Origin of the sequence: Aestuariivirga sp., assembly GCF_044238155.1 — a bacterium.
In the GTDB taxonomy this organism is placed as follows: domain Bacteria; phylum Pseudomonadota; class Alphaproteobacteria; order Rhizobiales; family Aestuariivirgaceae; genus Aestuariivirga.
This window is the reverse complement of sequence record NZ_JBIIDX010000009.1, coordinates 1-22,756: the sequence shown is the minus strand read 5'-3', so window position 1 is coordinate 22,756 and position 22,756 is coordinate 1. Positions and strand designations below refer to the sequence as shown.

At 64.8% G+C, this 22,756-nt stretch carries 24 protein-coding genes and 1 pseudogene; 19 read left to right on the top strand and 6 right to left on the bottom strand.

Annotated elements, in window-relative coordinates; all coding sequences use genetic code 11:
* From ACILRN_RS01990 to purB, 4 genes are all read left to right on the top strand, one after another.
* Positions 1-342, top strand: coding sequence for a DUF6867 family protein (locus ACILRN_RS01990; RefSeq protein WP_395685039.1), 342 nt, complete (start codon positions 1-3; stop codon positions 340-342).
* Positions 343-523: 181 nt separating this feature from the next.
* On the top strand, positions 524-1,639 hold the full coding sequence (locus tag ACILRN_RS01985) for a branched-chain amino acid ABC transporter substrate-binding protein (RefSeq protein WP_395685037.1): 1,116 nt from the start codon (positions 524-526) through the stop codon (positions 1,637-1,639).
* A 108-nt stretch (positions 1,640-1,747) separates the two neighbouring features.
* The gene (locus ACILRN_RS01980) at positions 1,748-2,887 is read left to right on the top strand and encodes a branched-chain amino acid ABC transporter substrate-binding protein (RefSeq protein WP_395685035.1); all 1,140 of its coding nucleotides are present in this window, start codon (positions 1,748-1,750) and stop codon (positions 2,885-2,887) included.
* Between the two features lie 19 nt (positions 2,888-2,906).
* Entirely contained in the window at positions 2,907-4,214 is a 1,308-nt protein-coding gene (gene purB, locus ACILRN_RS01975; protein WP_395685033.1) for an adenylosuccinate lyase, read from the top strand.
* Between the two features lie 81 nt (positions 4,215-4,295).
* Here purB and ACILRN_RS01970 read toward each other — a convergent pair whose 3' ends face one another.
* The 5 genes from ACILRN_RS01970 to ACILRN_RS01950 are packed head-to-tail and all read right to left on the bottom strand — an operon-like array spanning position 4,296 to position 7,753.
* Positions 4,296-4,892: a dimethylsulfonioproprionate lyase family protein gene (locus ACILRN_RS01970; RefSeq protein ID WP_395685031.1), complete on the bottom strand. Its 597-nt coding sequence runs from the start codon at positions 4,890-4,892 to the stop codon at positions 4,296-4,298.
* A gap of 19 nt (positions 4,893-4,911) precedes the next feature.
* Positions 4,912-5,391: a L,D-transpeptidase gene (locus ACILRN_RS01965; RefSeq protein WP_395685030.1), complete on the bottom strand. Its 480-nt coding sequence runs from the start codon at positions 5,389-5,391 to the stop codon at positions 4,912-4,914.
* Positions 5,378-6,622 (bottom strand): hypothetical protein, encoded by a 1,245-nt coding sequence (locus ACILRN_RS01960; RefSeq protein ID WP_395685028.1) that lies wholly within the window; start codon positions 6,620-6,622, stop codon positions 5,378-5,380. Before ACILRN_RS01960 ends, ACILRN_RS01965 begins: the two co-directional genes overlap by 14 nt.
* Before the next feature lie 33 nt (positions 6,623-6,655).
* Positions 6,656-7,429 carry an HpcH/HpaI aldolase/citrate lyase family protein gene (locus tag ACILRN_RS01955; RefSeq protein ID WP_395685026.1) on the bottom strand — a complete coding sequence of 258 codons (774 nt, stop codon included), beginning with the start codon at positions 7,427-7,429 and terminating at the stop codon, positions 6,656-6,658.
* On the bottom strand, positions 7,430-7,753 hold the full coding sequence (locus ACILRN_RS01950; RefSeq protein ID WP_395685024.1) for a DUF1476 domain-containing protein: 324 nt from the start codon (positions 7,751-7,753) through the stop codon (positions 7,430-7,432).
* Between the two features lie 216 nt (positions 7,754-7,969).
* On the opposite strand from ACILRN_RS01950, the gene purC reads away from it, so the two are divergent.
* Genes purC through grxD form a run of 6 tightly spaced genes read left to right on the top strand, consistent with a single transcriptional unit; the run spans position 7,970 to position 12,455 of the window.
* Positions 7,970-8,749, top strand: coding sequence for a phosphoribosylaminoimidazolesuccinocarboxamide synthase (gene purC, locus ACILRN_RS01945; RefSeq protein ID WP_395685022.1), 780 nt, complete (start codon positions 7,970-7,972; stop codon positions 8,747-8,749).
* Entirely contained in the window at positions 8,746-8,988 is a 243-nt protein-coding gene (gene purS, locus ACILRN_RS01940) for a phosphoribosylformylglycinamidine synthase subunit PurS (protein ID WP_395685066.1), read from the top strand. Before purC ends, purS begins: the two co-directional genes overlap by 4 nt.
* 16 nt (positions 8,989-9,004) lie before the next feature.
* The gene (gene purQ, locus ACILRN_RS01935; protein ID WP_395685020.1) at positions 9,005-9,667 is read left to right on the top strand and encodes a phosphoribosylformylglycinamidine synthase subunit PurQ; all 663 of its coding nucleotides are present in this window, start codon (positions 9,005-9,007) and stop codon (positions 9,665-9,667) included.
* Positions 9,668-9,688: 21 nt separating this feature from the next.
* Positions 9,689-11,881 (top strand): phosphoribosylformylglycinamidine synthase subunit PurL, encoded by a 2,193-nt coding sequence (gene purL, locus ACILRN_RS01930; RefSeq protein ID WP_395685018.1) that lies wholly within the window; start codon positions 9,689-9,691, stop codon positions 11,879-11,881.
* Positions 11,882-11,895: 14 nt separating this feature from the next.
* A complete protein-coding gene (locus ACILRN_RS01925) occupies positions 11,896-12,132 on the top strand; it encodes a BolA family protein (RefSeq protein ID WP_395685016.1) in 237 nt (78 codons plus the stop codon).
* 2 nt (positions 12,133-12,134) lie between these two features.
* Positions 12,135-12,455 carry a Grx4 family monothiol glutaredoxin gene (gene grxD / locus ACILRN_RS01920; RefSeq protein WP_395685014.1) on the top strand — a complete coding sequence of 107 codons (321 nt, stop codon included), beginning with the start codon at positions 12,135-12,137 and terminating at the stop codon, positions 12,453-12,455.
* 68 nt (positions 12,456-12,523) lie between these two features.
* Here grxD and ACILRN_RS01915 read toward each other — a convergent pair whose 3' ends face one another.
* A complete protein-coding gene (locus ACILRN_RS01915; RefSeq protein ID WP_395685012.1) occupies positions 12,524-13,909 on the bottom strand; it encodes an MFS transporter in 1,386 nt (461 codons plus the stop codon).
* Positions 13,910-14,149: 240 nt separating this feature from the next.
* Here ACILRN_RS01915 and ccoN point away from each other — a divergent pair, with 240 nt between their 5' ends.
* The 9 genes and pseudogenes from ccoN to ACILRN_RS01870 form a co-directional block, all read left to right on the top strand.
* A complete protein-coding gene (gene ccoN, locus ACILRN_RS01910; RefSeq protein ID WP_395685064.1) occupies positions 14,150-15,727 on the top strand; it encodes a cytochrome-c oxidase, cbb3-type subunit I in 1,578 nt (525 codons plus the stop codon).
* 19 nt (positions 15,728-15,746) lie between these two features.
* Entirely contained in the window at positions 15,747-16,472 is a 726-nt protein-coding gene (gene ccoO, locus ACILRN_RS01905; protein ID WP_395685010.1) for a cytochrome-c oxidase, cbb3-type subunit II, read from the top strand.
* Positions 16,473-16,477: 5 nt separating this feature from the next.
* On the top strand, positions 16,478-16,642 hold the full coding sequence (locus ACILRN_RS01900; protein WP_395685008.1) for a cbb3-type cytochrome c oxidase subunit 3: 165 nt from the start codon (positions 16,478-16,480) through the stop codon (positions 16,640-16,642).
* 3 nt (positions 16,643-16,645) lie between these two features.
* The gene (gene ccoP, locus ACILRN_RS01895) at positions 16,646-17,539 is read left to right on the top strand and encodes a cytochrome-c oxidase, cbb3-type subunit III (RefSeq protein ID WP_395685006.1); all 894 of its coding nucleotides are present in this window, start codon (positions 16,646-16,648) and stop codon (positions 17,537-17,539) included.
* Positions 17,540-19,063 carry a cytochrome c oxidase accessory protein CcoG gene (ccoG, locus tag ACILRN_RS01890; protein WP_395685004.1) on the top strand — a complete coding sequence of 508 codons (1,524 nt, stop codon included), beginning with the start codon at positions 17,540-17,542 and terminating at the stop codon, positions 19,061-19,063.
* A gap of 3 nt (positions 19,064-19,066) precedes the next feature.
* Positions 19,067-19,555, top strand: coding sequence for a FixH family protein (locus ACILRN_RS01885; protein WP_395685002.1), 489 nt, complete (start codon positions 19,067-19,069; stop codon positions 19,553-19,555).
* Positions 19,555-21,846: a heavy metal translocating P-type ATPase gene (locus tag ACILRN_RS01880; protein WP_395685000.1), complete on the top strand. Its 2,292-nt coding sequence runs from the start codon at positions 19,555-19,557 to the stop codon at positions 21,844-21,846. Before ACILRN_RS01885 ends, ACILRN_RS01880 begins: the two co-directional genes overlap by 1 nt.
* The gene (ccoS, locus tag ACILRN_RS01875) at positions 21,843-21,995 is read left to right on the top strand and encodes a cbb3-type cytochrome oxidase assembly protein CcoS (RefSeq protein ID WP_395684999.1); all 153 of its coding nucleotides are present in this window, start codon (positions 21,843-21,845) and stop codon (positions 21,993-21,995) included. The genes ACILRN_RS01880 and ccoS overlap by 4 nt, the downstream gene beginning before the upstream one ends.
* Before the next feature lie 105 nt (positions 21,996-22,100).
* A pseudogene (locus tag ACILRN_RS01870) lies at positions 22,101-22,756 on the top strand (hypothetical protein); the annotation flags it as partial.

Genomic DNA, 22,756 nt, shown 5'->3' with positions numbered 1-22,756 from the left:
ATGTCGCTCTTCGTCGAAGACAACATCTGGATCTTCCTCATCATGACCGTCTTCTTCGGCGGCGGGGCGGCCTTCCTGGCGGGCCGCGGGCTCGCCATGCGCTGGCGGCCGGTCTGGATGCCGCTGCTCGCCATGGTCCCGCTCACCCTGGCGTTGCGCTTTCTGCATTTCGCGCTGTTCGAAGCCGAGCTGACGTCGATTCACTATCTGATCACCGACTTCCTCGTGCTGCTGGTCGCCTGCTTTATCGGCTACCGCACGACCCTGGCCCGGCAGATGGTCCGGCAATATCCCTGGCTCTATGAATCTTCCGGTCCCCTGAGCTGGCGCAGCCGCGGCTGAGGGCCGAAATTGTTAACAAAAATGGGGGTTCAGACCCGGGCCGAGAGGTGCTAGACAGGAGCCAAGGACTGAACGTCCCACCCGTTGCAGGGCTGGACGCGACGCTCCACGAAACGGCCTGCTCCGCTGGGGCAGGCATAGCAAGACGCGAAACAACTGTGAATCTACAGGGAGACTAAGAATGAAGAAATTTGTCATGACCGGCATGGCCATCGGCTTCGCGGCGGCCCTCAGCGCCACCTCGGCGCTGGCCGACATCACCGTGGCCACCATCGGCCCCATCTCCGGCCAGCTGGCCGCGCTGGGCGAGCAGTATTCGCAGGGCGCCAAGAAGGCCGTTGAGGACATCAACGCCGCTGGCGGCGTCAATGGCGAGATGCTGGTGCTCGAGATCGGCGACGACGCCTGCGACCCCAAGCAGGCCGTGAACGTTGCCAACCAGATGGCCTCCAAGGGCGTGAAGTTCGTGGCCGGCCACCTGTGCTCGGGATCCTCGATCCCGGCCTCGAAGGTCTATGAGGAAGAGGGCATCCTGCAGATCACGCCGGCCTCCACCAATCCCAAGTTCACCGACGAGGGTGGCTGGAACGTGGCCCGCGTCTGCGGCCGCGACGATGCGCAGGGCCGCGTGGCTGGCGCCTTCCTCGCCAAGAACTATGCCGGCAAGAAAGTCGCGGTCGTCGACGACAAGTCGGCTTACGGCAAGGGCCTCGCCGACGAGACCCGCAAGGCGATGAACGCAGCAGGCCTCACCGAGGTCCTGAGCGAGTCGATCAACGCGGGCGAAAAGGATTATTCCGCCCTCGTCTCGAAGCTGAAGGACGCCGGTGTCGAAGCCATCTATTTCGGCGGCTATCACCCGGAGGCCGGCCTCATCCTGAAGCAGATGGGCGAGCAGGGCCTCAATGCCCGCATGCTGTCGGGCGACTCGATGAACTCCGCCGAGCTCTGGACCATCGCCGGCCAGGCCGCGACCAACCTGATCTTCACCTTCGCGCCGGAGCCCCGGAACGTTCCAGAGGCCAAGGCGATCGTCGAGGAGTTCAAGAAGTCCGGCTATGATCCGGAAGGCTATACGCTCTACACCTATGCCGCCTTCCAGATGTACAAGCAGGCGGCCGAGGCCACCAAGTCGACCGACAACCAGAAGATTGCCGAGTGGCTCCGCGCCGGCAACCCGACACAGACCGTCCTGGGCGAGATCAAGCTCGACGCCAAGGGTGATCTCGTGAACCCGGTCTATGTCTGGTACACCTTCAAGGACGGCCAGTATTTCGAGGATCCCTCGATCAAGTAAGGCCAATCCCCCTCACGGACCGGACCCGCGCAGCCCTCTGCGCGGGTCTTTTGTTGCCAGCGGCAGGCGAAGCGCCGATACTGCAGTCCAAGCCCCATGCGCAACGTGATGACCAGAATACGCCCCTCCCTCGCATTCGCCATGCTCCTCGTGGCCTCGCTGCCCGCCGCCGCGGACATTCAGGTGGGCGTGGCCGGGCCATTCTCCGGCCCCAATGCGGCACTGGGCGAACAGCTGCGCCGCGGCGTCGAACAGGCGGTGGCCGACATCAACGCTACCGGCGGCATCCGTGGCGAACGCATGGCGCTGACCTTCGCGGATGACGCCTGCGACCCGCGCAAGGCGGTCGAGGCTGCCACCGGCTTCGTCTCTGCCGGTATCAGGCTGGTGATCGGGCATTACTGCTCCGGCGCCTCGATCCCGGCCTCGAAGGTTTACGAAAAGGCGGGTGTGATGATGATCACGCCGGCCTCCACCAACCCCAGGCTCACCGACGAGGCCGGCTGGAACGTGATCCGTCTTGTGCCGCGCGATGATGCACAGGCCGATGCCGCGGCCGCGCTGGTGCTCGACAGGTTCAAGACGGTGCCGGTTGCCATACTCTCGGATGAGGCTCCGCAGTTTGCGGCACTGGCCGCCCGCTTCCGCGCAGCGCTGGACGCCAGCGGCGTTGCGCCGATCCTCGCGGAGAGCTTCAAGGCAGGCAGCAAGTCGCTTCCTGAACTCGCGGACAAGGTCAGGGCGTCCGGAGCGGGGGTCGTCTATGTGGCCTGCAGCTATGTTGAGTGCGGTCAACTTGCCAAGGCACTGCGTGCTGCCGGGTCGAAGGCGCAGCTGATCGGCAGCGACTCTCTCGTCACCGAGGATTTCGGCAAGGAAGCCGGCGAGGCGGCAGAGGGCGCGCTGATGACCTTCACCTTCGATCCCCGGCGCTTTGCGGCCGCCCGCTCGCTGCTGCAGCGCTGGCAAAGCGAAGACAGGCCCGCCGACGGCTTCACCCTTTACGCCTACGCAGCGATCCAGGCGCTGGTGGCGGCTGCGGATGCAACCGGCTCGGTGGACAGCGCACGGCTTGCCGAATGGTTGCGCGGTGGCAACCGCGCCCTTACGGTTGCCGGGCCCGTGACATTCGATGCCAGGGGCGATCTCACCGCTCCTGCCATCACCTGGCTCCGATGGCTCGACGGCCGCTACGTCGAGATCGACGCCGCGACGCTCGCCCCGCTCGTTCCCGACACCGCACCCTGACCACCGCCAAGGCCATCAGATGATCCCACGCTACGCCCGCCCCGAAATGCTCGAGATCTGGGAGCCCCAGACCCGCTTTCGCATCTGGTTCGAGATCGAGGCCCACGCCACCGACGCGCTGGCGGCACTCGGCACCGTGCCACGTGCCGCAGCCGCCCGAATCTGGGAAAAGGGCAAGGATGCGGTCTTCGATGTCACCCGCATCGAGGAGATCGAGGCGGTCACCAAGCACGACGTCATCGCCTTTCTGACCCATCTCGCCGAAATCGTCGGGCCGGAGGCGCGCTTCGTGCATCAGGGCATGACCTCTTCAGACATTCTCGACACCTGCCTGAGTGTGCAGCTCACGCGCGCCGCCGACCTGCTGATCGCCGATGTCGATGGCCTGCTGGCGGCGCTGAAGCGCCGGGCCTTCGAGCACAAGAGCACCATCTGCATCGGCCGCAGTCATGGCATCCATGCCGAGCCCACCACCTTCGGCCTCAAGCTCGCCCAGGCGTTTGCCGAATTCCAGCGCGGCCGCGAACGGCTTGTCATGGCACGGCGCGAGATCGCCACCTGCGCCATCTCCGGCGCGGTCGGCACCTTCGCCAACATCGATCCGATGGTGGAAGACTATGTCGCCCGCAAGATGGGCCTGACGCCCGAACCCGTGTCGACACAGGTGATCCCGCGTGACCGGCACGCCATGTTCTTCGCAGCGCTTGCCGTGGTGGCCAGCTCGGTCGAGCGGCTGGCCACCGAAATCCGGCATCTGCAGCGCACCGAGGTGCTGGAAGTGGAGGAGTATTTCGCGCCGGGCCAGAAGGGCTCTTCCGCCATGCCGCACAAGCGCAACCCGGTGCTCACCGAAAATCTCACCGGCCTCGCCCGGCTGGTGCGCTCGGCCATCATCCCCGCGCTCGAGAATGTGGCGCTCTGGCATGAGCGCGACATCTCGCACTCCTCGGTCGAGCGCGGCATCGGGCCCGACGCCACCGTCCACCTCGATTTTGCGCTGAAGCGCCTCACCGGCGTCATCGACAAGCTGCTGGTCTACCCGGTTAACATGCAGCGCAACCTTGACAGGCTGGGCGGCCTCATCCATTCGCAGCGCGTGCTGCTCGCGCTGACCCAGAAAGGCATGAGCCGAGAGGATGCCTATGCCGCCGTGCAGCGCAACGCCATGCCGGTGTGGCGGGGCGAAGCCAGCTTCCTTGATCTCCTCGCGAAGGACGGCGAGGTCTCTTCCCTGCTCTCCCAGGCGGAGCTCGAAAACCTGTTCGACCTCTGCTACCACACCAGGCACGTGGACACGATCTTCCGCCGGGTGTTCGGAGAAGCATAGCAAGCGTCGCTGGAGGACTGTCGCCGTCTCGCGAGTGAAACCGGGCCGACCGGCGCTGTTTCGGTCAGGCCAGCGCTCTCGCTATCCCACCGGCAGCACCCACAGCGCCAGGAAAGGCCGCTGTCCGGATCGCATGGCATGCAGAATGCCCGGCGGATTGTAGATGATCCCGCCGCGGCCGGGCTCGGTCCACTCCATGTCCGAATTCCACCACTCGCCCTCGCTCAGCGCGAGGTAGACCTCTTCCGGCGGGTGGCTGTGATCGGGATAAAGAATGCCAGGCGCCATGAGCGTCGCCCCCACCCACACGTCCTCGCGCCGTTCGTAGCCGCCCGGTCCCGCGAGTGTCGCATTGGCATGGCCATCATGGAATGGCTGGTTGGCAGGCGTGCTGGTCTTGCGCCGGTCCCATGCCAGGGCCGGGGCGAGCGCCGCCAGAGCCTGGCCCAGCGCTGCCACCTTGCTGCCCGCACTTGCAAGCGCCCCGATGCAAGGAGCGAGATAGGCATCTGAGACAGGAAGGCCCCGGGCTCCAACCGCATCCATCTCCCCGTGGCCATTGCGCAGCCGCTCGAACACCTCGGACGCTGCCCGTGCCGCATCGCCAGACGCCGCAGCGCCAATGCAGGCCTCGGCAAGATCGAGTACGGTTTGCAGTGCGGGCGCGCGCGAAGCCATCCTGTCCGTTCCCCCGTCGTCAGTCGATGATGATGATCCGCGTCGACCTCAAGCCATGCTTCTGCACGAGCGCATAGAGCCTTGCAGCATTCTGCGGATGAAGCCTGATGCAGCCATGCGAGGCAGGCCGCCCCAGCTGGCGGGTCGAATAGGTGGCATGGATGGCATAGCCGCCAAGGAAGAAGATCGAATGCGGCATTGGCGAATTGTCGTATTTGCGCGAGTAGTGCATCTGTTTCAGCAGGAACGGACGCCAACTGCCACGCGGCGTATGATAGCCAGGCGCTGCTGTCGAAACCTTCCAGCGCGCATAGGACCAGCCATTCACCTCGACCCGCATCACCTGCCGGGAGATATCGATTTCGATCACAACCGGCGTCGCAGGCTTCGGCTTGCGGGAAGCGACCGCCTGCTGCGCCGGGGCGACCAGGAGGAGCAGCAGCACGAGACCGGTCAGGACTTGGCGCACGGGCATCGCCACGGTTTTACTCCAGGTCATGCAGGAACTCGCGGCCAACCTTCACCCGGCGCATGCCGTCATAGCGGATGACATCCGCCGTGGCATAGGTTTCAGTGAGCGTGGCGGGCAGGAAGCTTCCCGTTCCCACCATGTCAAGAGGTGCCCGCGCGGCACCCATGATCTGGCACTTCTGCGGATCGAAGCCAGATGATCCCACAATGGTGGCCTGACGGTAACCCGCCTGATCCAGCGCCTGCCGGACGTGGATGATGGCGGCGGCCGACACGCCCTTGCCGAACAGGATACGTCGCACCTTGTCGACGAGGATGTTGCTGGGGTCGAGTTGCACCGCACGGCCGCCGAGCACCTGTTCGACGATGTTGTATTCGCCCTGCACGCCCAGCCAGTGCCCCACGGTCTCGACTGATTTCTCGTAATCGAGGCCTTCAGCGAAGCGGCCGCCGTGCGTATCGAGCCGGACGCCGAAGCGCTTGCCCTCGCGGTCGAGCTTCGCCTCGTCATAGAACCAGTGCGCACAGCGGATCGAGTCCGTCACCTCCTGGCCGGTATAGTCCACCAGCGCGGTCAGCGTCTTGGCCTCGGGGATGCTGGCGGCAAACAGCTTCATCGCCTTCAGGACATCGCCATCCGTGTAGCCCACCAGCGCATGCGGCATGGTGCCCATGCCGCCCGTGGCGCCGAAGAAAGGCGCCGTCAGGTCCTGCGAGGAGCCGATGAAACCCTTCACGGCCGGATCCGCCTGCCGGGCAGACGCCGAGCCTACCGCCGCTCCATAGGCAGCAAGAATATTCATTTCCGCGCCGCTGCCGTGGCGGGCGTGCATGTCCATGAAGGCGGCCTGTGGCATGGCCCGGCACATCTCATAGGCGTTGTTGGCCGAGACACAGGGAAAGCCCACCTTCTGCAGCATCAGCGTCTCCACCTCCGAGAGTCGCGCCAGCGAACCCGTCACCTCGAGCATCTTGGATTCCGAAGGCACGATATCGCCCTCGCCATAGAAGCGCCTGACCTCCACGTCCGGCACGAAATGCCGGATGAGACGTATGGCAGGCTCGAGGGCGGCCACCACGCGGCGGCGCATGAACACCGCGAAGGTGACGCGGGAGTCGCCATGCGCACCCACGATGCGGCTGGTGTTGGTGAAATACTTGTCGGTCTGTGCGGCAACCGGTCCGGCGCACAGGGCAAGGGCGATCAGGCGGTCGAGAATCGCCTCATGGCCGGGAGGAAGCAAGGCACGATGATCCATGGCTGCTCAATCTGGCGCGGAAAGCCGGAGGCGTCAAACCCCGAGCGACTTGCGCAGCGCTGCCGCCCCCATGTGCAGCAGGTCAACGTCGACCGCCGCCGCCAGAAAGGTGAAATCGAGCTTGCGGAAGGCTGCGATCACCTCGGCGTTGCCGCCAAAGGCGCCCGCGACCAGCCCATGGGCGCGCGCTGCGGCGGCGATCCGCGCCATGGCGTCGAGGGTTGCAGGACCGGTCTTGTCGATGCCTGCCCCGCGCGACAGGGTGATCGACAGGTCTGAAGGCCCAACGAACAAGCCGTCGAGCCCGGGCGTGGCGGCAATCGCCTCGACATTGGCCAGGGCTTCGGTCGTCTCGATCATGGCGAACACCATGGTCAGCCGGTTGGCCTCGCGCAGATAGTCCGCCGGGCTAAGGCCCGAGGCCTGAAGCGCCGTATAGCCACCCCAGCTGCGAGAGCCCATCGGCGGATATTTGGCAGCGCGCACCAGTGCCTCGGCCTCGGCGCGGGTGTTGATCATCGGCGCGATCACGCACACCGAACCGGCGTCGAAGGCCTGGCCCGGGATCGCGGGGTCATTCCACAGCGTCCGCACCAGGGCCGGCCGTCCCGCGGCATTGATCGCGGCGATCATCCCCACCGCATCGGAAAATCCGATCATGCCGTGCTGCATGTCGAGGCACACGCCATCGAAGGGCAGCCGCGCCACCTGGGCCGCAAGCCCGGCCGAGGGCACCGTCATCCATGTGAACAGGAACGGCTCGCCGGTGGCAAGCCGCGCCCTCAGGTCAAAATGGCTGGCCGCCACTTAGCCGGCCGCCTTGATCTGCTCGATGGCCGTGGCCATCAGGTCATCCATGGTGCGGCGGATCTGATGGTCCGACTGCGCTACCGACTTGGCATCGAAGTCGGCCCGGATCTTGCGGAACACGTCGTCATCGCCCGCCTCCTGAAAATCCGCCATCACCACGGATTTCGCATAGGCCTCTGCCTCTGCGCCGGAAAGTCCAAGCTTTTCAGCGGCCCACAGGCCCAGCAGCTTGTTGCGGCGGGCGCCGGCCTTGAACTGAAGCTCCTCGTCATGGGCGAACTTCTTTTCAAAGCCCTCCTGCCGCTTGTCGAAGGTGGTCATGCCAATCTCCCGTTGTGCGAACCAAGGCCTTGAAATAGCGAGCCAAGGACGCCAAATCAACTGAACAAACAGTGATTGTGCGCCGCTCCACCTTGCGTTATGCACCCGCGCTGTCTTGGGGAAACTCAACCCTGATTCCATGACGGAACTGGCCAAGCTGGCTGCCGGGGTCTAAACCCGGCAGGGTGACGAGGTGACTGGACGAGGATATCGCAGATGAACAGCAGGCGCACCCGCATCTACGAAGGCAAGGCCAAGATCCTCTATGAAGGCCCGGAGCCCGGCACCATCATCGTTCACTACAAGGACGATGCCACCGCCTTCAACGCCCAGAAGAAGGCCGTGATCGAGGGCAAGGGCGTGCTCAACCAGCGCATCTCCGAATTCGTCTTCTCCCGCCTCAACGAGCTTGGCATCCCCACCCATTTCCTGCGCTCGCTGAACATGCGCGAGCAGCTGGTGCGCGAAGTGGAGATCATCCCGCTCGAGGTGGTGGTGCGCAACGTCGCGGCGGGCTCGCTCGCCAAGCGGCTGGGCCTCGATGAGGGCCATCCCCTGCCCCGCTCGATCATTGAGTTCTACTACAAGAACGACCAGCTGGGCGACCCGATGGTCTCGGAGGAGCACATCACCGCCTTCAACTGGGCGTCGCCCCAGGAGATCGACGACATGATGCACATGGCGATCCGCATCAATGACTTCCTCTCCGGCCTGTTCCTCGGCATCGGAATCAAGCTCGTCGATTTCAAGGTCGAATTCGGCCGCCTCTACGAGAACGACATGATGCGCATCGTGCTGGCCGACGAGATCAGCCCCGACTCCTGCCGCCTGTGGGACATCAAGACCCAGGACAAGCTTGACAAGGACCGTTTCCGCCGCGACCTCGGCGGGCTGATCGAAGCCTATCAGGAGGTCGCCCGCCGGCTCGGCATCATCACCGAAACCGAGAAACCGGAACGCTCCAAGCCCAAGCTCGTGAAGTCGGACCTCAACTGATGAAGGCGAAGGTCAGGGTCACCCTCAAGTCCGGCGTGCTCGACCCGCAGGGCAAGGCAATCGCGGGCGCACTCGGCCACCTTGGTTTTTCCGGGGTGGGCGAGGTGCGGCAGGGCAAGTATTTCGAGATCGACCTTGCCGAAACCGACAAGGCCCGGGCGCGCGAGCAGGTCGCGGCCATGTGCGAGACGCTGATCGCCAACACGGTGATCGAGAATTACGACATCGAACTCAGCTGAGGCGGAGGCGCGCAGCATGAAATCCGCCGTCGTCGTGTTCCCCGGCATCAATCGCGAGCGTGACATGCTGCTGGCGCTGGAAAGCGTGACCGGCGTGAAGCCCATCACCGTCTGGCATGCCGAAACCGAACTCCCGAAGGTCGATCTCGTTGTGGTACCCGGCGGCTTTTCCTATGGCGACTATCTGCGCTGCGGGGCGATTGCCGCGCGCTCGCCGATCATGCAGGACATCCGCGCCAGGGCTGCAAAGGGCCTCAGGGTGCTGGGCGTGTGCAACGGTTTCCAGATCATCACCGAGGCAGGCCTTCTTCCCGGCGCGCTGGTGCGCAACGCGGGTCTCCGCTTCGTCTGCCGGCAGGTGAGCCTCAGGGTCGAGAACAACCGCACCTTCTTCACCAACCGCATGGCGAAGGGCGCGGTGGTCGCCTGCCCGGTGGCGCATGGCGAGGGCAATTACATCTGCGATGCCGAAACGCTGAAGCGGATCGAGGGCGAGAACCGCGTGGTGTTCCGCTATGTGGAGGGCTCAAATCCGAACGGTGCGACCAACGACATCGCCGGCATCATGAATGAAGCCGGCACGGTCATCGGCATGATGCCGCATCCCGAGAACATGATCGAACCGCTGCACGGCCGCACCGACTGCCGTGCGTTGTTCGAGAGCCTGCTGGCGGCGTGACGGAGAGTTGATAGGCAACCGATGACGCGTCCCAACGACATCAAGATCACGCCAGAGCTGGTGAAGAGCCATGGCCTCAAGCCCGACGAATATGAGCGCTTCGTGAAGCTCATCGGGCGCGAGCCGACGCTGACCGAGCTCGGCATATGCTCGGCGATGTGGAACGAGCACTGTTCCTACAAATCCTCCAAGAAATGGCTGAAGACCATGCCCACCAAGGGGCCCCGCGTTATCCAGGGGCCGGGCGAGAATGCCGGCGTCATCGACATCGGCGATGGCGATGCCATCGTCTTCAAGATGGAAAGCCACAACCATCCCTCCTTCATCGAGCCCTATCAGGGGGCGGCGACGGGCGTCGGCGGCATCCTGCGCGATGTGTTCACCATGGGCGCACGGCCCATCGCGGCGATGAATGCGCTGCGCTTCGGGGCGCCGTCGCATCCCAAGACGCGGCACCTCGTGTCGGGGGTCGTCCATGGCATCGGCGGCTATGGCAATTCCTTCGGCGTGCCGACGATCGGCGGCGAAGTGAACTTCCACCCGCGCTACAACGGCAACATCCTGGTCAACGCCATGGCGGTGGGCCTCGCCCGCGCCGATGCGATTTTCTATTCCAAGGCAAAGGGCGTGGGCCTGCCGGTTGTCTATCTCGGCGCCAAGACGGGCCGAGACGGCATCCACGGCGCCACCATGGCGTCGGCCGAATTCGACGGCAAGGCCGAGGAAAAGCGCCCCACCGTGCAGGTGGGCGACCCGTTTACCGAGAAGTGCCTGCTCGAGGCCTGCCTTGAACTCATGGCATCCGGCGCCGTCATCGCCATTCAGGACATGGGGGCGGCGGGCCTCACTTCGTCCGCCGTGGAAATGGGCGCCAAGGGCGATCTAGGCATCGAACTCGATCTCGATCGCGTGCCCTGCCGCGAAGACGGCATGACGGCCTATGAGATGATGCTCTCCGAAAGCCAGGAACGCATGCTGATGGTGCTCGACCCGGCGCGGGAGAAAGAGGCCGAGGCCATCTTCCGCAAATGGGACCTCGATTTCGCCATCGTCGGCAAGACCACCGACACGCTGCGCTTCGTCATCAGGCACCAGGGCGAGGTGATGGCCGATCTGCCGATCAAGCAGATGGGCGATGAGGCGCCGGAATATGACCGTCCGTGGGTGGAGCCGAAGACCCAGCCGGTGCTGACCGATGTGCCAGCCCCGGATGATCTGCGTGCGGCGATCCTGAAGATCGTGGGCGCCCCCGACATGTGCTCGCGCCGCTGGGTGTGGGAGCAGTATGACAGCCTGATCGGCTCCAACACCGCGCAAGTTCCGGGCGGCGATGCCGGCGTCGTCAGGATCAGGGGCAACAAGGCCATCGCCGTTTCAACCGACGTCACGCCGCGCTATGTGGAGGCGGATCCGTTCGAGGGCGGCAAACAGGCAGTGGCCGAATGCTGGCGCAACCTGACCGCGGTGGGGGCCGAGCCCATCGCCATCACCGACAATCTCAATTTCGGCAACCCGGAACGGCCAGAAATCATGGGTCAGTTCGTGCGCGCCATCCAGGGCCTGTCGGCGGCCTGCACGGCGCTCGATTTCCCCATCGTGTCGGGCAATGTCTCGCTCTACAACGAGACCAATGGCCAGGCGATCCTGCCCACCCCGGCGATTGGCGGCATCGGCCTGATCCCTGATCTGAGCCGCATGGCGACCATTGCGTTCAAGGCGGCGGGCGACGCGATCATCCTCGTCGGCGGACATGGCGGCCATCTGGGCCAGTCGATCTATCTGCGCGAAGTGCTGGGCCGCGAGGACGGCGCCCCGCCACCCGTCGACCTCGCCGCTGAAAAGCGCCATGGCGATGAGGTGCGCAAGTTGATCCGCGCCGGCACTTTGAGTGCCGTGCATGACATTTCCGATGGCGGCCTCGTGCTGGCGGCCATCGAGATGGCGCTGGCCTCCGGGCTTGGCGCCAGCCTTGTGGCGCTGAACCACCGGCAATTGTTCGGCGAGGACCAGGCGCGCTACCTGGTGACCGCCCCGGACCGAGAAGCCGATGCGCTGTGCGCCGGGCTGAAGGCTGCCGGGGTGCCCGCCGAACGGATTGGCAGCGTCACCCAGGCGGCTGCATTGAAGATCGGCGACGGCCCGTCTATATCACTCCCAGACCTGCGATCCGCGCATGAGGGCTGGTTCCCGGCCTTCATGGCGGGTGAGCTTTAAGGGGAATCACGACCATGGCCATGTCCGCCGCCGACATCGAACGCTTCATCAGGGAGGCGCTGCCCGATGCCGTGGTGACGATCCGCGATCTGGCGGGCGACGGCGACCACTATTCGGCCAGCGTCGTCTCTGCCGCCTTCAAGGGAAAATCCCGCGTGCAGCAGCACCAGATGGTCTATGCTGCCCTCAAGGGCCGCATGGGCGGCGAGCTGCACGCCCTCGCACTTCAGACCAGCACGCCGGAGGAATGAACATGACCGACATCAACCAGTGGATCGACAATGAAGTGAAGAGCAACAATGTCGTGCTGTTCATGAAGGGCACGCCGGACATGCCGATGTGCGGTTTCTCCGGGCGCTCAGTGCAGATCCTCCAGCACCTCGGCGTGCCGTTCAAGGGCATCAACGTGCTCGACTCCGCCGAGCTCCGCCAGGGCATCAAGGACTACACCAACTGGCCGACCATTCCGCAGCTCTATGTCAAGGGCGAGTTCGTGGGCGGCGCCGACATCATGATGGAGATGTTCCAGTCCGGTGAATTGAAGCAGCTCATGGGCGACAAGGGCGCAGCTTAGAAGCTCGGCCTGTCACCGTGTCATGTCTTCTCCCGCCTGCGGGAGCAGACCGCGGGCCGCACATTCGGTCAATTCTGCTTGCCGCTGACGCTTGCCCCCGCCCGGGGTGAGAGTGACAGATATTGCACCACGGCACTCAGCGACACCGCCGCCACGACGAGAAAGGCGATGCTGAAGTCTTGAGGTGTCAGCGTTTCCTCGCCGCGCAGCCACTGTGCAGCTTCCAGCACGAAGGCTGCCAGCACGACGCCCATGGACAGCGATACCTGCTGCAACACGGTGTAAAGGCTGGTCGCCTGGCTCGTCTGGGCGTGATCGATATCGGAATAGGCCATGGCGTTGAGTGCCGTGAACTGCAGCGATCGCAGGAAGCCACCCGCAAACAGCAGTGCGATCGCCAGCACATAGGGTGTCGAGGCTGACAGGAAGCCCATCACCGCGATTGACAGGCTGGCCAGCAGGCCATTGACCAACAGCAATCTCCTGAACCCGAAGCGGCGGATCATCGGCGCAGCGCCGAGCTTCATCGAAATTGCTCCGGCCGCCGCCACGAAGGTGATCAGGCCTGACTCAAACGCACTCATGCCATAGGCGAGCTGGAACATCAGCGGCAGCAGGAACGGCACGGCCCCCACCCCAACGCGGAACAGGCTGCCGCCCACGATACCGGCGCGGAAGGTTTCGATCCGGATCAGCCGCAGGTCGAGAATCGGCTCGGCCGTCCGGCGTGCGTGAAGGCCATAGACCGCGAGCAGCACCAGGCCTGCCACGACCAGCCACGTCGGCATCCAGCCCGGCAGCAGGTTGCGGCCCATCACCGTGAGGCCGAAAATGAAGCACGACAGCCCCAGCCCCGACAGCATGAAGCCGCGCAGATCGAGCGGCGGAATGCGCTCAACCCGAATGTCGGGCATCAGCGCCGTGGCAAGGCCGATTGCCGCCACGCCGAAGGGAAGGTTCATCCAGAACACCCAGCGCCAGCCGAAGTGATCGGTGATGAAGCCGCCAACCGGAGGCCCGACCAGCGGTCCGAGCAGCGCCGGAATGGTCAGCCAGGCGAGCGCGTCCACAAGTTCCGACTTTGGCACGCTGCGCAGCAGGATGATGCGCCCCACCGGCACCATCATGGCCCCGCCAATTCCCTGCAGGCCACGCGCCGCCACCAGTTCGCCGAGCGATGTCGCAAGTCCACACGCCAGCGAGCCGATGGTGAAGACGGCAATTGCGATCCGGAACACGTGCCGGGCGCCAAAACGGTCCGCCAGCCATCCGCTCACCGGAATGAAGACGGTGAGACTGAGGAGATAGGTGGTGAAGGCCAGCTTCAGCACGATCGCGTCGGTTCCGAGATCTCTCGCCATCGCCGGAAGCGAGGTGGCAATCACCGTCGAGTCCATGTTCTCCATGAACAGCGCCGATGCAATGATGAGCGGGATCAGCCGCGAGGTTGTCATTGCCCACTCTTATCACCGGCACCTCTTGCGAAGAAGACCGGCACGGGGCCTTCACAGCCGGCCCCGGAGAAGGAAAACGGCATGACACACCAGACACTTGCAGCTGCTTGATCCATATCAATGCCGGACCCGTCCGGTGCTCGCATTCGTGCCTCTGGATCATCGACCGGAAGGGGGGCTCCCATGGGGGCTGAGTCGCGCAGTTTGCAGGCACCGCACGCCGGAGGCGGCGCAGTGATGATGATGGCCCTGTGGGGCCTACTCGCGCTGCTGGCCATCGTCATGGGGGCACGGGCGGAGGACACGCCCTTCGCCATCCACATGTTCATCTTTGCCGGGGCGGCGCTGCTCGCCCTGATTTTCAGGGCCCGCAGCTTTGCCGCGCCGCCACGCGACACGTCGGGCTACATGGACGACGTGGTGCGCTGGGGCGCCATCATCACGGTGTTCTGGGGAGTTGTCGGCCTGCTCGTCGGCGTCGTGATCGCGCTGCAACTGGCCTATCCCGCCTGGAACCCCGATCTCGAGTGGTTCAACTTCGGCCGCCTCCGGCCGTTGCACACCTCCGCCGTGATCTTCGCCTTCGGCGGCACTGCGCTGCTCACCACCTCCTTCTATGTGGTGCAGCGCACGAGCCGTGCGCGGCTGGCGCTGGGCAACCTCGCCTGGTTCGTGTTCTGGGGTTACCAGCTGTTCATCGTGCTGGCCGCCACCGGTTATCTGCTGGGCGTGACCGAAGGCCGCGAATATGCAGAGCCTGAATGGTATGTCGACATCTGGATCACCATCGTCTGGGTCGCCTATTTCCTGGTGTTCTTCGCCACCATCCTGAAGCGCAAGGAACCCCACATCTATGTGGCCAACTGGTTCTATCTCGCCTTCATCGTGACGATCGCCATGCTGCACATCGTCAACAACCTCTCGATCCCGGTGTCGTTCTTCGGCTCCAAGAGCTATTCGCTGTTCTCGGGCGTGCAGGACGCACTCACCCAGTGGTGGTACGGCCACAACGCGGTGGGGTTCTTCCTCACGGCGGGCTTCCTCGGCATGATGTATTACTTCATCCCGAAGCGCGCCAACCGGCCGGTCTATTCCTACCGCCTGTCGATCGTGCATTTCTGGTCGCTGATCTTTCTCTACATCTGGGCGGGTCCGCACCATCTGCATTACACGGCGCTGCCCGACTGGGCCCAAACGCTGGGCATGGTGTTCTCGATCATGCTGTGGATGCCCTCGTGGGGCGGCATGATCAACGGCCTGATGACGCTGTCGGGCGCCTGGGACAAGCTCCGCACCGACCCCGTGCTGCGCATGATGGTGATTTCGGTCGCCTTCTACGGCATGTCCACCTTCGAGGGTCCGATGATGTCGATCAAGTCGGTGAACTCGCTCTCGCACTACACTGACTGGACCATCGGCCACGTGCACTCGGGCGCGCTCGGCTGGGTCGGCATGATCTCCATGGCCTGCATGTATCACCTGATCCCGCGCCTGTGGGGCAGGAAGGAGGTCTACTCGCTGCGGCTGGTCAGCTGGCATGTCTGGCTCGCCACGCTGGGCATCGTCGTCTACGCCTCGGCGATGTGGGTCTCGGGCATCATGCAGGGCCTGATGTGGCGTGAGTACGATGCCAACGGCTTCCTCGCCTATTCCTTCGTGGAGACGGTCGAGGCGATGCATCCCTACTACGTCATCCGCAGCTTTGGCGGCGCCCTGTTCCTCGTGGGTGCGCTGCTCATGGCCTACAACATCTATCGCACCATCCGGGGCGCCGAGGCCGCCTCGCAGCCTGTCGGCATGATATCGGCGCCGGCCTGAGGCACAGGAACACTGGGCAATGAAACACGAAACAATCGAGAAGAATGCCACGCTGCTGCTGATCTTCAGCTTCCTCGTGGTGACCATCGGCGGCCTCGTTCAGATCGTTCCGCTGTTCTACCTCCAGAACACGATCGAGACGGTCGAGGGCATGCGGCCCTACTCCCCGCTCGAGCTGGCGGGCCGCAATGTCTACATCCGCGAGGGCTGCTACGTCTGCCACAGCCAGATGGTCCGCCCCTTCCGCGACGAGGTCGAGCGCTATGGCCATTACAGCCTGGCGGCCGAGTCGGAATACGATCACCCCTTCCAGTGGGGTTCCAAGCGCACCGGGCCCGATCTCGCGCGCGTCGGCAACAAATATTCCGACGAGTGGCACCGTGAGCATCTGTCAAACCCACGCAACGTCGTGCCGGAATCGATCATGCCCGGCTATGCCTTCCTGTCCGGGAAGGAGATCGACCCCGATGGCATCGGCCGCCACCTCGCCGCGCTCAACCTTGTGGTCAACAACGGCAGGGGCGCCATGTACCGGCCGGAGGATCTTGAAAACGCCAGAGCCGATCTGGTGGCGCAGGCCACAGGCGAGGATATTGACGGCCTGATGCAGCGCTACCCAAAAGCGCTGGCGCGCAACTTCGACGGCGACCCCCGCATCACCGAAATGGACGCGCTCATCGCCTATCTCCAGATGCTGGGCACGCTCGTCGATTTCTCCACCTTCAAGGCCGACTTGTCGAGGTAAGGCTGATGGAAACTTACAGCACGATGCGGCAATTCGCGGACAGCTGGGGACTTCTCCTGCTGTTCATCATCTTCATCGGAATCGTCATCTTTGCCTACCGGCCCGGCTCCAGGGCCACCTATGACGACGTCGCCAAGATTCCCCTCCAGAAAACCGATCCCGAGGATTGACCCATGGCAACCAAGATCGAAAAGGACGACGTCTCGGGAACTGCGACCACAGGTCATGAATGGGACGGCATCAAGGAGCTGAACACCCCCCTTCCGCGCTGGTGGCTGTACACTTTCTACGCCACGGTCATCTGGGGGATCGCCTACACCATCGCCTATCCCGCCTGGCCGATGCTGACCTCCGCCACGCCCGGCCTGCTCGGCTGGTCCTCGCGCGCGGCGCTCGAAACCCAGTTGAGCGAGGCGAGAACCGCACAGCAGGCCAATCTCGACAAGATCGCCGCCATGAGCGTTGACGACATCCTGAAGGACTCGCAGCTTCTGTCCTTCGCGCAAGCCGGCGGTGCGGCCGCCTTCAAGGTCAACTGCGTGCAGTGCCACGGTTCTGGTGCGGCCGGTTTCGTGGGCTATCCCAACCTCAACGACGATGACTGGCTGTGGGGCGGCACGCCCGACGCGATCTACACCACGCTCAAGCACGGCATCCGCTATGCGGCCGATCCCGAAACGCGGGATTCGCAGATGCCGGCCTTCGGGGCCGATGGCATCCTCACGGCCGAGCAGATCGGCCAGGTCGCCAACTATGTGGCCGCGATGTCCGGCGGCGAGGCCGATGCCGCCACGGCCGAGGCGGGCAAAACCATCTTCGCGGAGAACTGCGCCTCCTGCCACGGCGAGGACGGCAAGGGCCTCACTGAATTTGGCTCTCCGAACCTCACCGACAAGATCGCGCTCTATGGCGGCACCCTCGACAACATCAAGGCGCAGATCGTGAAACCGCGCCTAGGCGTCATGCCGGGCTGGACCCACCGGCTGGACGACGCGACGATCAAGCAACTCGCGGTCTATGTGCATACGCTGGGCGGCGGCGAGGCGACACCTCCCGCCACGCAGTAGATGGCCGAACTCATCACCATGTCTGGAGCCCCGCAAGACGCGGTGGCCAGGGACGATGCCGAGGCCGTCAACAAGGCCCAGAACCGCTCGCTTTATGCCTCTCGCGTCGCCATTCACCCGAAGGCGGTGCAGGGCACGTTCCGGCGGCTCAAATGGGCGCTGCTCCTTGGCCTGCTGGCAATCTACTATGTCTCGCCGTGGCTGCGCTGGGACAGGCCGGGGGACGCACCAGACCAGGCGATCCTCGTCGATCTCGCCAACCGGCGCTTCTATTTCTTCTTCATCGAGATCTGGCCGCAGGAATTCTATTACGTGGCGGGCCTGCTCATCATGGCCGGCGTCGGGCTGTTCCTGGTCACCTCGCTGTTCGGCCGCGCATGGTGCGGCTATGCCTGCCCACAGACGGTGTGGACCGATCTCTACATACTCGTCGAAAGCAAGATCGAGGGTGACCGCAACGCCCGCATCCGGCTTGACGCAGCGCCGTGGAGCACCGCCAAACTCGCCAAACGCTCCGCCAAGCTGGCGGTGTGGCTCTTGATCGCCATCGCCACCGGCGGCTTCTGGGTGTTCTATTTCGCCGACGCGCCAACCCTGCTCCGCCAACTCTTCACCGGCACGGCGCCGTCCACCGCCTATTTCACCATCGCCATTCTCACCGCCACCACCTTCACCTTCGCGGGCTTCATGCGCGAACAGGTGTGCACCTACATGTGCCCGTGGCCGCGCATCCAGGGTGCCATGCTGGATGAGGATTCCCTCATCGTCACCTATAACGCCTGGCGCGGCGAGCCGCGCATGGCCGGCCGCAAGAAGGCCGATGCGCAGGGCCTCGCGCATGGCGACTGCGTCGATTGCAACGCCTGCGTCGCCGTCTGCCCGATGGGCATCGACATCCGCGACGGCAACCAGCTCGAATGCATCAACTGCGCGCTGTGCATCGACGCCTGCAACACTGTCATGGAAAAGGTCGGCAGCCCCAGGGGCCTCATCAGCTACACCACGGCGCGCATCTATGCCGATGACGCCGCCGGCAAGCACGAGCACTGGACCTGGCGGCACTTGCTGCGTCCGCGCACCCTGATCTATTTCGGCCTGTGGGCGGCTGTTGGCCTGCTCATGCTCGCAAGCCTTGTGCAGCGCAGCCAGCTCGACGTCAACGTGGTGCCAGACCGCAATCCGCTGTTTGTGACGCTGTCCGACGGCGCCATCCGCAACGGCTACACGGTGAAAATCCTCAACAAGCGCCAGCAGGAGCGCAGCTTCCGTCTGTCGGTCGACGGTCTGCCCGGCGCCAGCATGGAAATGGTGGGCGAGAGCGGCGCCAGCGGCCAGAGCTTCGACATCACTGTTGCGCCAGACAAGCTCCGCGCCGTCAAGATCTACGTCACCACCGCCGATCCCGAGGTGCGCGAGCACGAACATCGCAAGTTCCATTTCCGGCTGGAGGAACTGGGCCCCACGGGCGAGCCTGAACGCGTGAGCTATGATGCGATCTTCCACGCCGCCGGAGAAAAGGAGTAGCCCATGACGCGCGCCGCAACCGAAAGGCAACTCACCGGCTGGCATGTGCTGGCGATGCTCGTCGCCTTTTTCGGCGTCATCCTCGGCGTCAACCTGACGCTCGCCTATTTCGCCAATTCCACCTGGTCGGGGCTTGTCGTTGCCAACGGCTATGTCGCCAGCCAGAGCTTCGACGAGGATCTGGCGCGGGCCCGCGCCCAGGAGGCGCTGGGCTGGACGGTGGCCGTCAGCTTCGAACGCGACAGCATCAAGCTCAGCTTCACCGATGCGCAGGGCTCGGCCATCGACAGGCTTGCCATCACCGGCAAGCTCGAACGAACCGTCACCGACAAGCAGGACCAAGCGCTCACCTTCGCCTCGCTCGGCGGCGGCGCCTATGCAGCCCCGGCCACACTCTCCGCCGGGGTCTGGGAAGTTGAGGTCGATGCGCGCGGCGATGGCGTACCCAACTACCGCAAGACCTTCCGCTTCTTTGTGCAGGATCCACAGTGATGCTGCCCTGCTGCACCATCGACGGCGAAGTCTTCCAGCCCTTCAGGCTGGAGGGAGAGGACGCCGCGCGCTGGCTGTCGCCGGCCGGGCCCGGTCTGCAGCGCATCGAATTCATTGTTCCGCAGGCCAGCCGGCCGGAGGCCATGGCCCACATCGAGACCGATCTTTCCGCACTTCCCGGCGTGACATTAGCCCGCGTCAACCTCACCGGTCGGCGCGTCGCCGTCGTCTACAGGCAAGATTCCATCACGCCCCAGGCTCTGATCGACCGGCTGGGTGTCCTCGGCTACATGGCCAGGCCCTTCGACCCGCGCGAGACGGGCCTCACCCGTGATGACCGTGAAGGAAGCCAGCTCCTGCGCGCCCTTGCCGTTGCGGGCTTCGCCGCCGGTAATGTGATGCTCCTTTCCGTCTCCGTCTGGTCGGGGGCTGACGCTGCCACGCGCGATCTCTTCCACTGGCTCTCAGCACTGATCGCGCTTCCCGCCGTGGCCTATGCCGGACGGCCGTTCTTCCGCTCAGCAGTCAACGCGCTGCGGCTCGGCCGCGTCAACATGGATGTGCCGATTTCGCTGGGTGTGCTGCTGGCCGCGCTGATGAGCCTCCATGAAACCATCAATGGCGAGGCGCACGCCTATTTCGACGCCGCCGTCACCCTGCTGTTCTTCCTGCTAGCCGGCCGTTACCTCGATCATCTGATGCGCGCCCGCGCCCGCTCGGCCATTGCGCAGCTGGTGTCGCTGTCCAGCGACGGCGCCACCATCATCGATTCCGATGGCAGTCGCCGCTATGTTCCAGCGCGTGACCTGAAGGCCGGCATGATCGCCGCGGTGGCGGCGGGCGACCGGCTGCCCGCCGACGGCATCGTCACCGGCGGCACAAGCGACATGGACCGTTCGCTGCTCACCGGCGAAAGCGCGCCTGAAGCGGTGAAGCCCGGCGCCAGCGTGCATGCCGGCGAACTCAATCTCACCGGGCCCCTCACCGTCCAGATCACCGCCGCCGGAAATGACACCTTCCTGAGCGAGCTGGTGCGGCTGATGTCGGCTGCTGAACAGGGCCAGTCCCGCTACATCCGCATCGCTGACCGGCTGGCGCGTTTCTATTCGCCCGCCGTCCACACGCTCGCCGCCGCCACGCTGGCGGGCTGGGTGCTGCTGGGCAATGGCTGGCATGACTCGATCATGGCCGCGGTCGCGGTGCTGATCATCACCTGCCCCTGCGCGCTGGGTCTCGCGGTTCCCGCCGTGCAGGTGGTGGCCAGCGGCCGGCTGTTCCGCTCCGGCATCATGATCAAGGATGGCGCGGCGCTGGAAAAACTGGACGCGGTGGACACCGTGATCTTCGACAAGACCGGCACCCTCACGCGGGGCGAGCCCGTGCTGGTTCCGCCGCTCACCGTTTCAACCGCCACGCTGGCGCTTGCCGCAGGCCTCGCCCAGGCCAGCAAGCATCCGCTGTCGCGCGCCCTGCTGCGCGAGGCGGCGCGGCGCGGCCTCACCCCCACGGACGTCACCGCCGTCAGCGAACATCCGGGCCTCGGGCTTTCCGGAACTTATGGCGGCGAACAGCTGCGGCTCGGCAGCCGCGCCTGGTGCGGCCTTGAAGACAGCACGCAGGATCAGGGCCTGCTCGAATTCGCGTTCCGCCGCGGCGCAAGCCCGGCCGTGGTGTTCCAGTTCGAGGACAGCCTGCGCGCCGATGCCGCCACCACCGTCGCCATGCTTAAGACCATGGGCCTTGCGGTGCACCTCCTTTCGGGAGACCGCGAGGCCGCCGTCAACCGCGTCGCCCAGGCCGTGGGCATTGAAACCGCGGTGGCGCGCGCCAGCCCGCAGGCCAAGCTCGCCTATGTCGAAGCCGTGTCCAAAGCTGGCGCCAGGGTGCTGATGGTGGGCGATGGCATCAACGATGCGCCAGCGCTCGCCGCCGGCTTCACCTCCATGGCGCCCTCGACTGCTTCGGACATCGGCCGCACCGCCGCCGAAACCGTGTGGATGGGCGAATCGGCCTCGGCCGTGGCCACCGCCATCGCGGTGAGCCGCCGCAGCCAGCGCATCGCGAAGGAAAATTTTGCGCTTGCCGTCGCCTATAATGTGCTGGCCGTGCCGCTGGCCATGGTGGGTCTCGTGTCGCCGCTGATCGCGGCGGTGGCCATGTCCAGTTCGTCCATCATCGTCATCGCCAATGCGCTGCGCGCGGGCCGTGGCGGCGGAGCCGTGGTGACTGCGCCGCAGTCCATGGCTGAAACCGCTTCTTCCAGCCCCGCCGCGCTGGAGAATGCCGCATGAACGTCCTGCTCTATCTCATCCCGATTGCCCTGTTCATGGGCGGCATTGGCCTCGTGGCCTTCATCTGGTCGCTGAAATCCGGCCAGTATGACGATCTCGAGGGCGCCTCCTGGCGCATCCTCCAGGACGATGATCATCCGAAGCCCTGAACCGGCGCCCCTGGCGCTGCAGCGAACCAAGACCGGCGGTGGTTGACAAACCGCCCATGGCGGACGGAAGCTTTCATCAGACGGCACCACAGGTGGGAGTTTCCGATGACGGCGCAACCAGTTCGGCTTAGGTCAGTCATCACCACGCTGCTCCTGCTGCTGGGCATGGCGTGGATCGGCGTCACGGCCGCCGCGGCCGCCAAGCCCTTCCCTGTTGATCAGTTCACCTATTTCCTAGGCGACTATGACAACGAACTCGCAAGACTGGCGCCGGAGGTCACCCGCAGCGAAGCACAGATCGATCAGGACGTCGCCGCCGCCGAGCAGGCCGGCAATGCCCGGCTTGCGGCAGCCTCACTGGAGCAGCTCCTCACCCGTCGCCCGCAGGATGGCGCGCTGTGGCTGCAGCTGGCCCAGCAGCTTGCTGCCTCGACGCCGCTCAATGACTCCGATGGCTATGCCCTTCCCGGCAAGCTCATCGGCGCAGCGCTCAAGGCCTACGGCCTGCTCGATGAGCCGGGCCAGGAGGCCGCCGCACTCAATCTTGCGGCACAGGGCTTCGCAGCCCGTGAATTCTGGCGCCCCGCGCTGACTGCCTACAAGGAGAGCCTCAAGCTTGCCGAGGATGCCGGTATCCGCGCCAGCTATGAGGCGCTGCGCGCCAGCCATGGCTTCCGGGTTGTCGACTACAAGGTCAACAGCGAGATCGCCCCGCCACGCGCCTGCTTCGAGATGTCGGAGCCGCTGTCGCGCACCCTCAC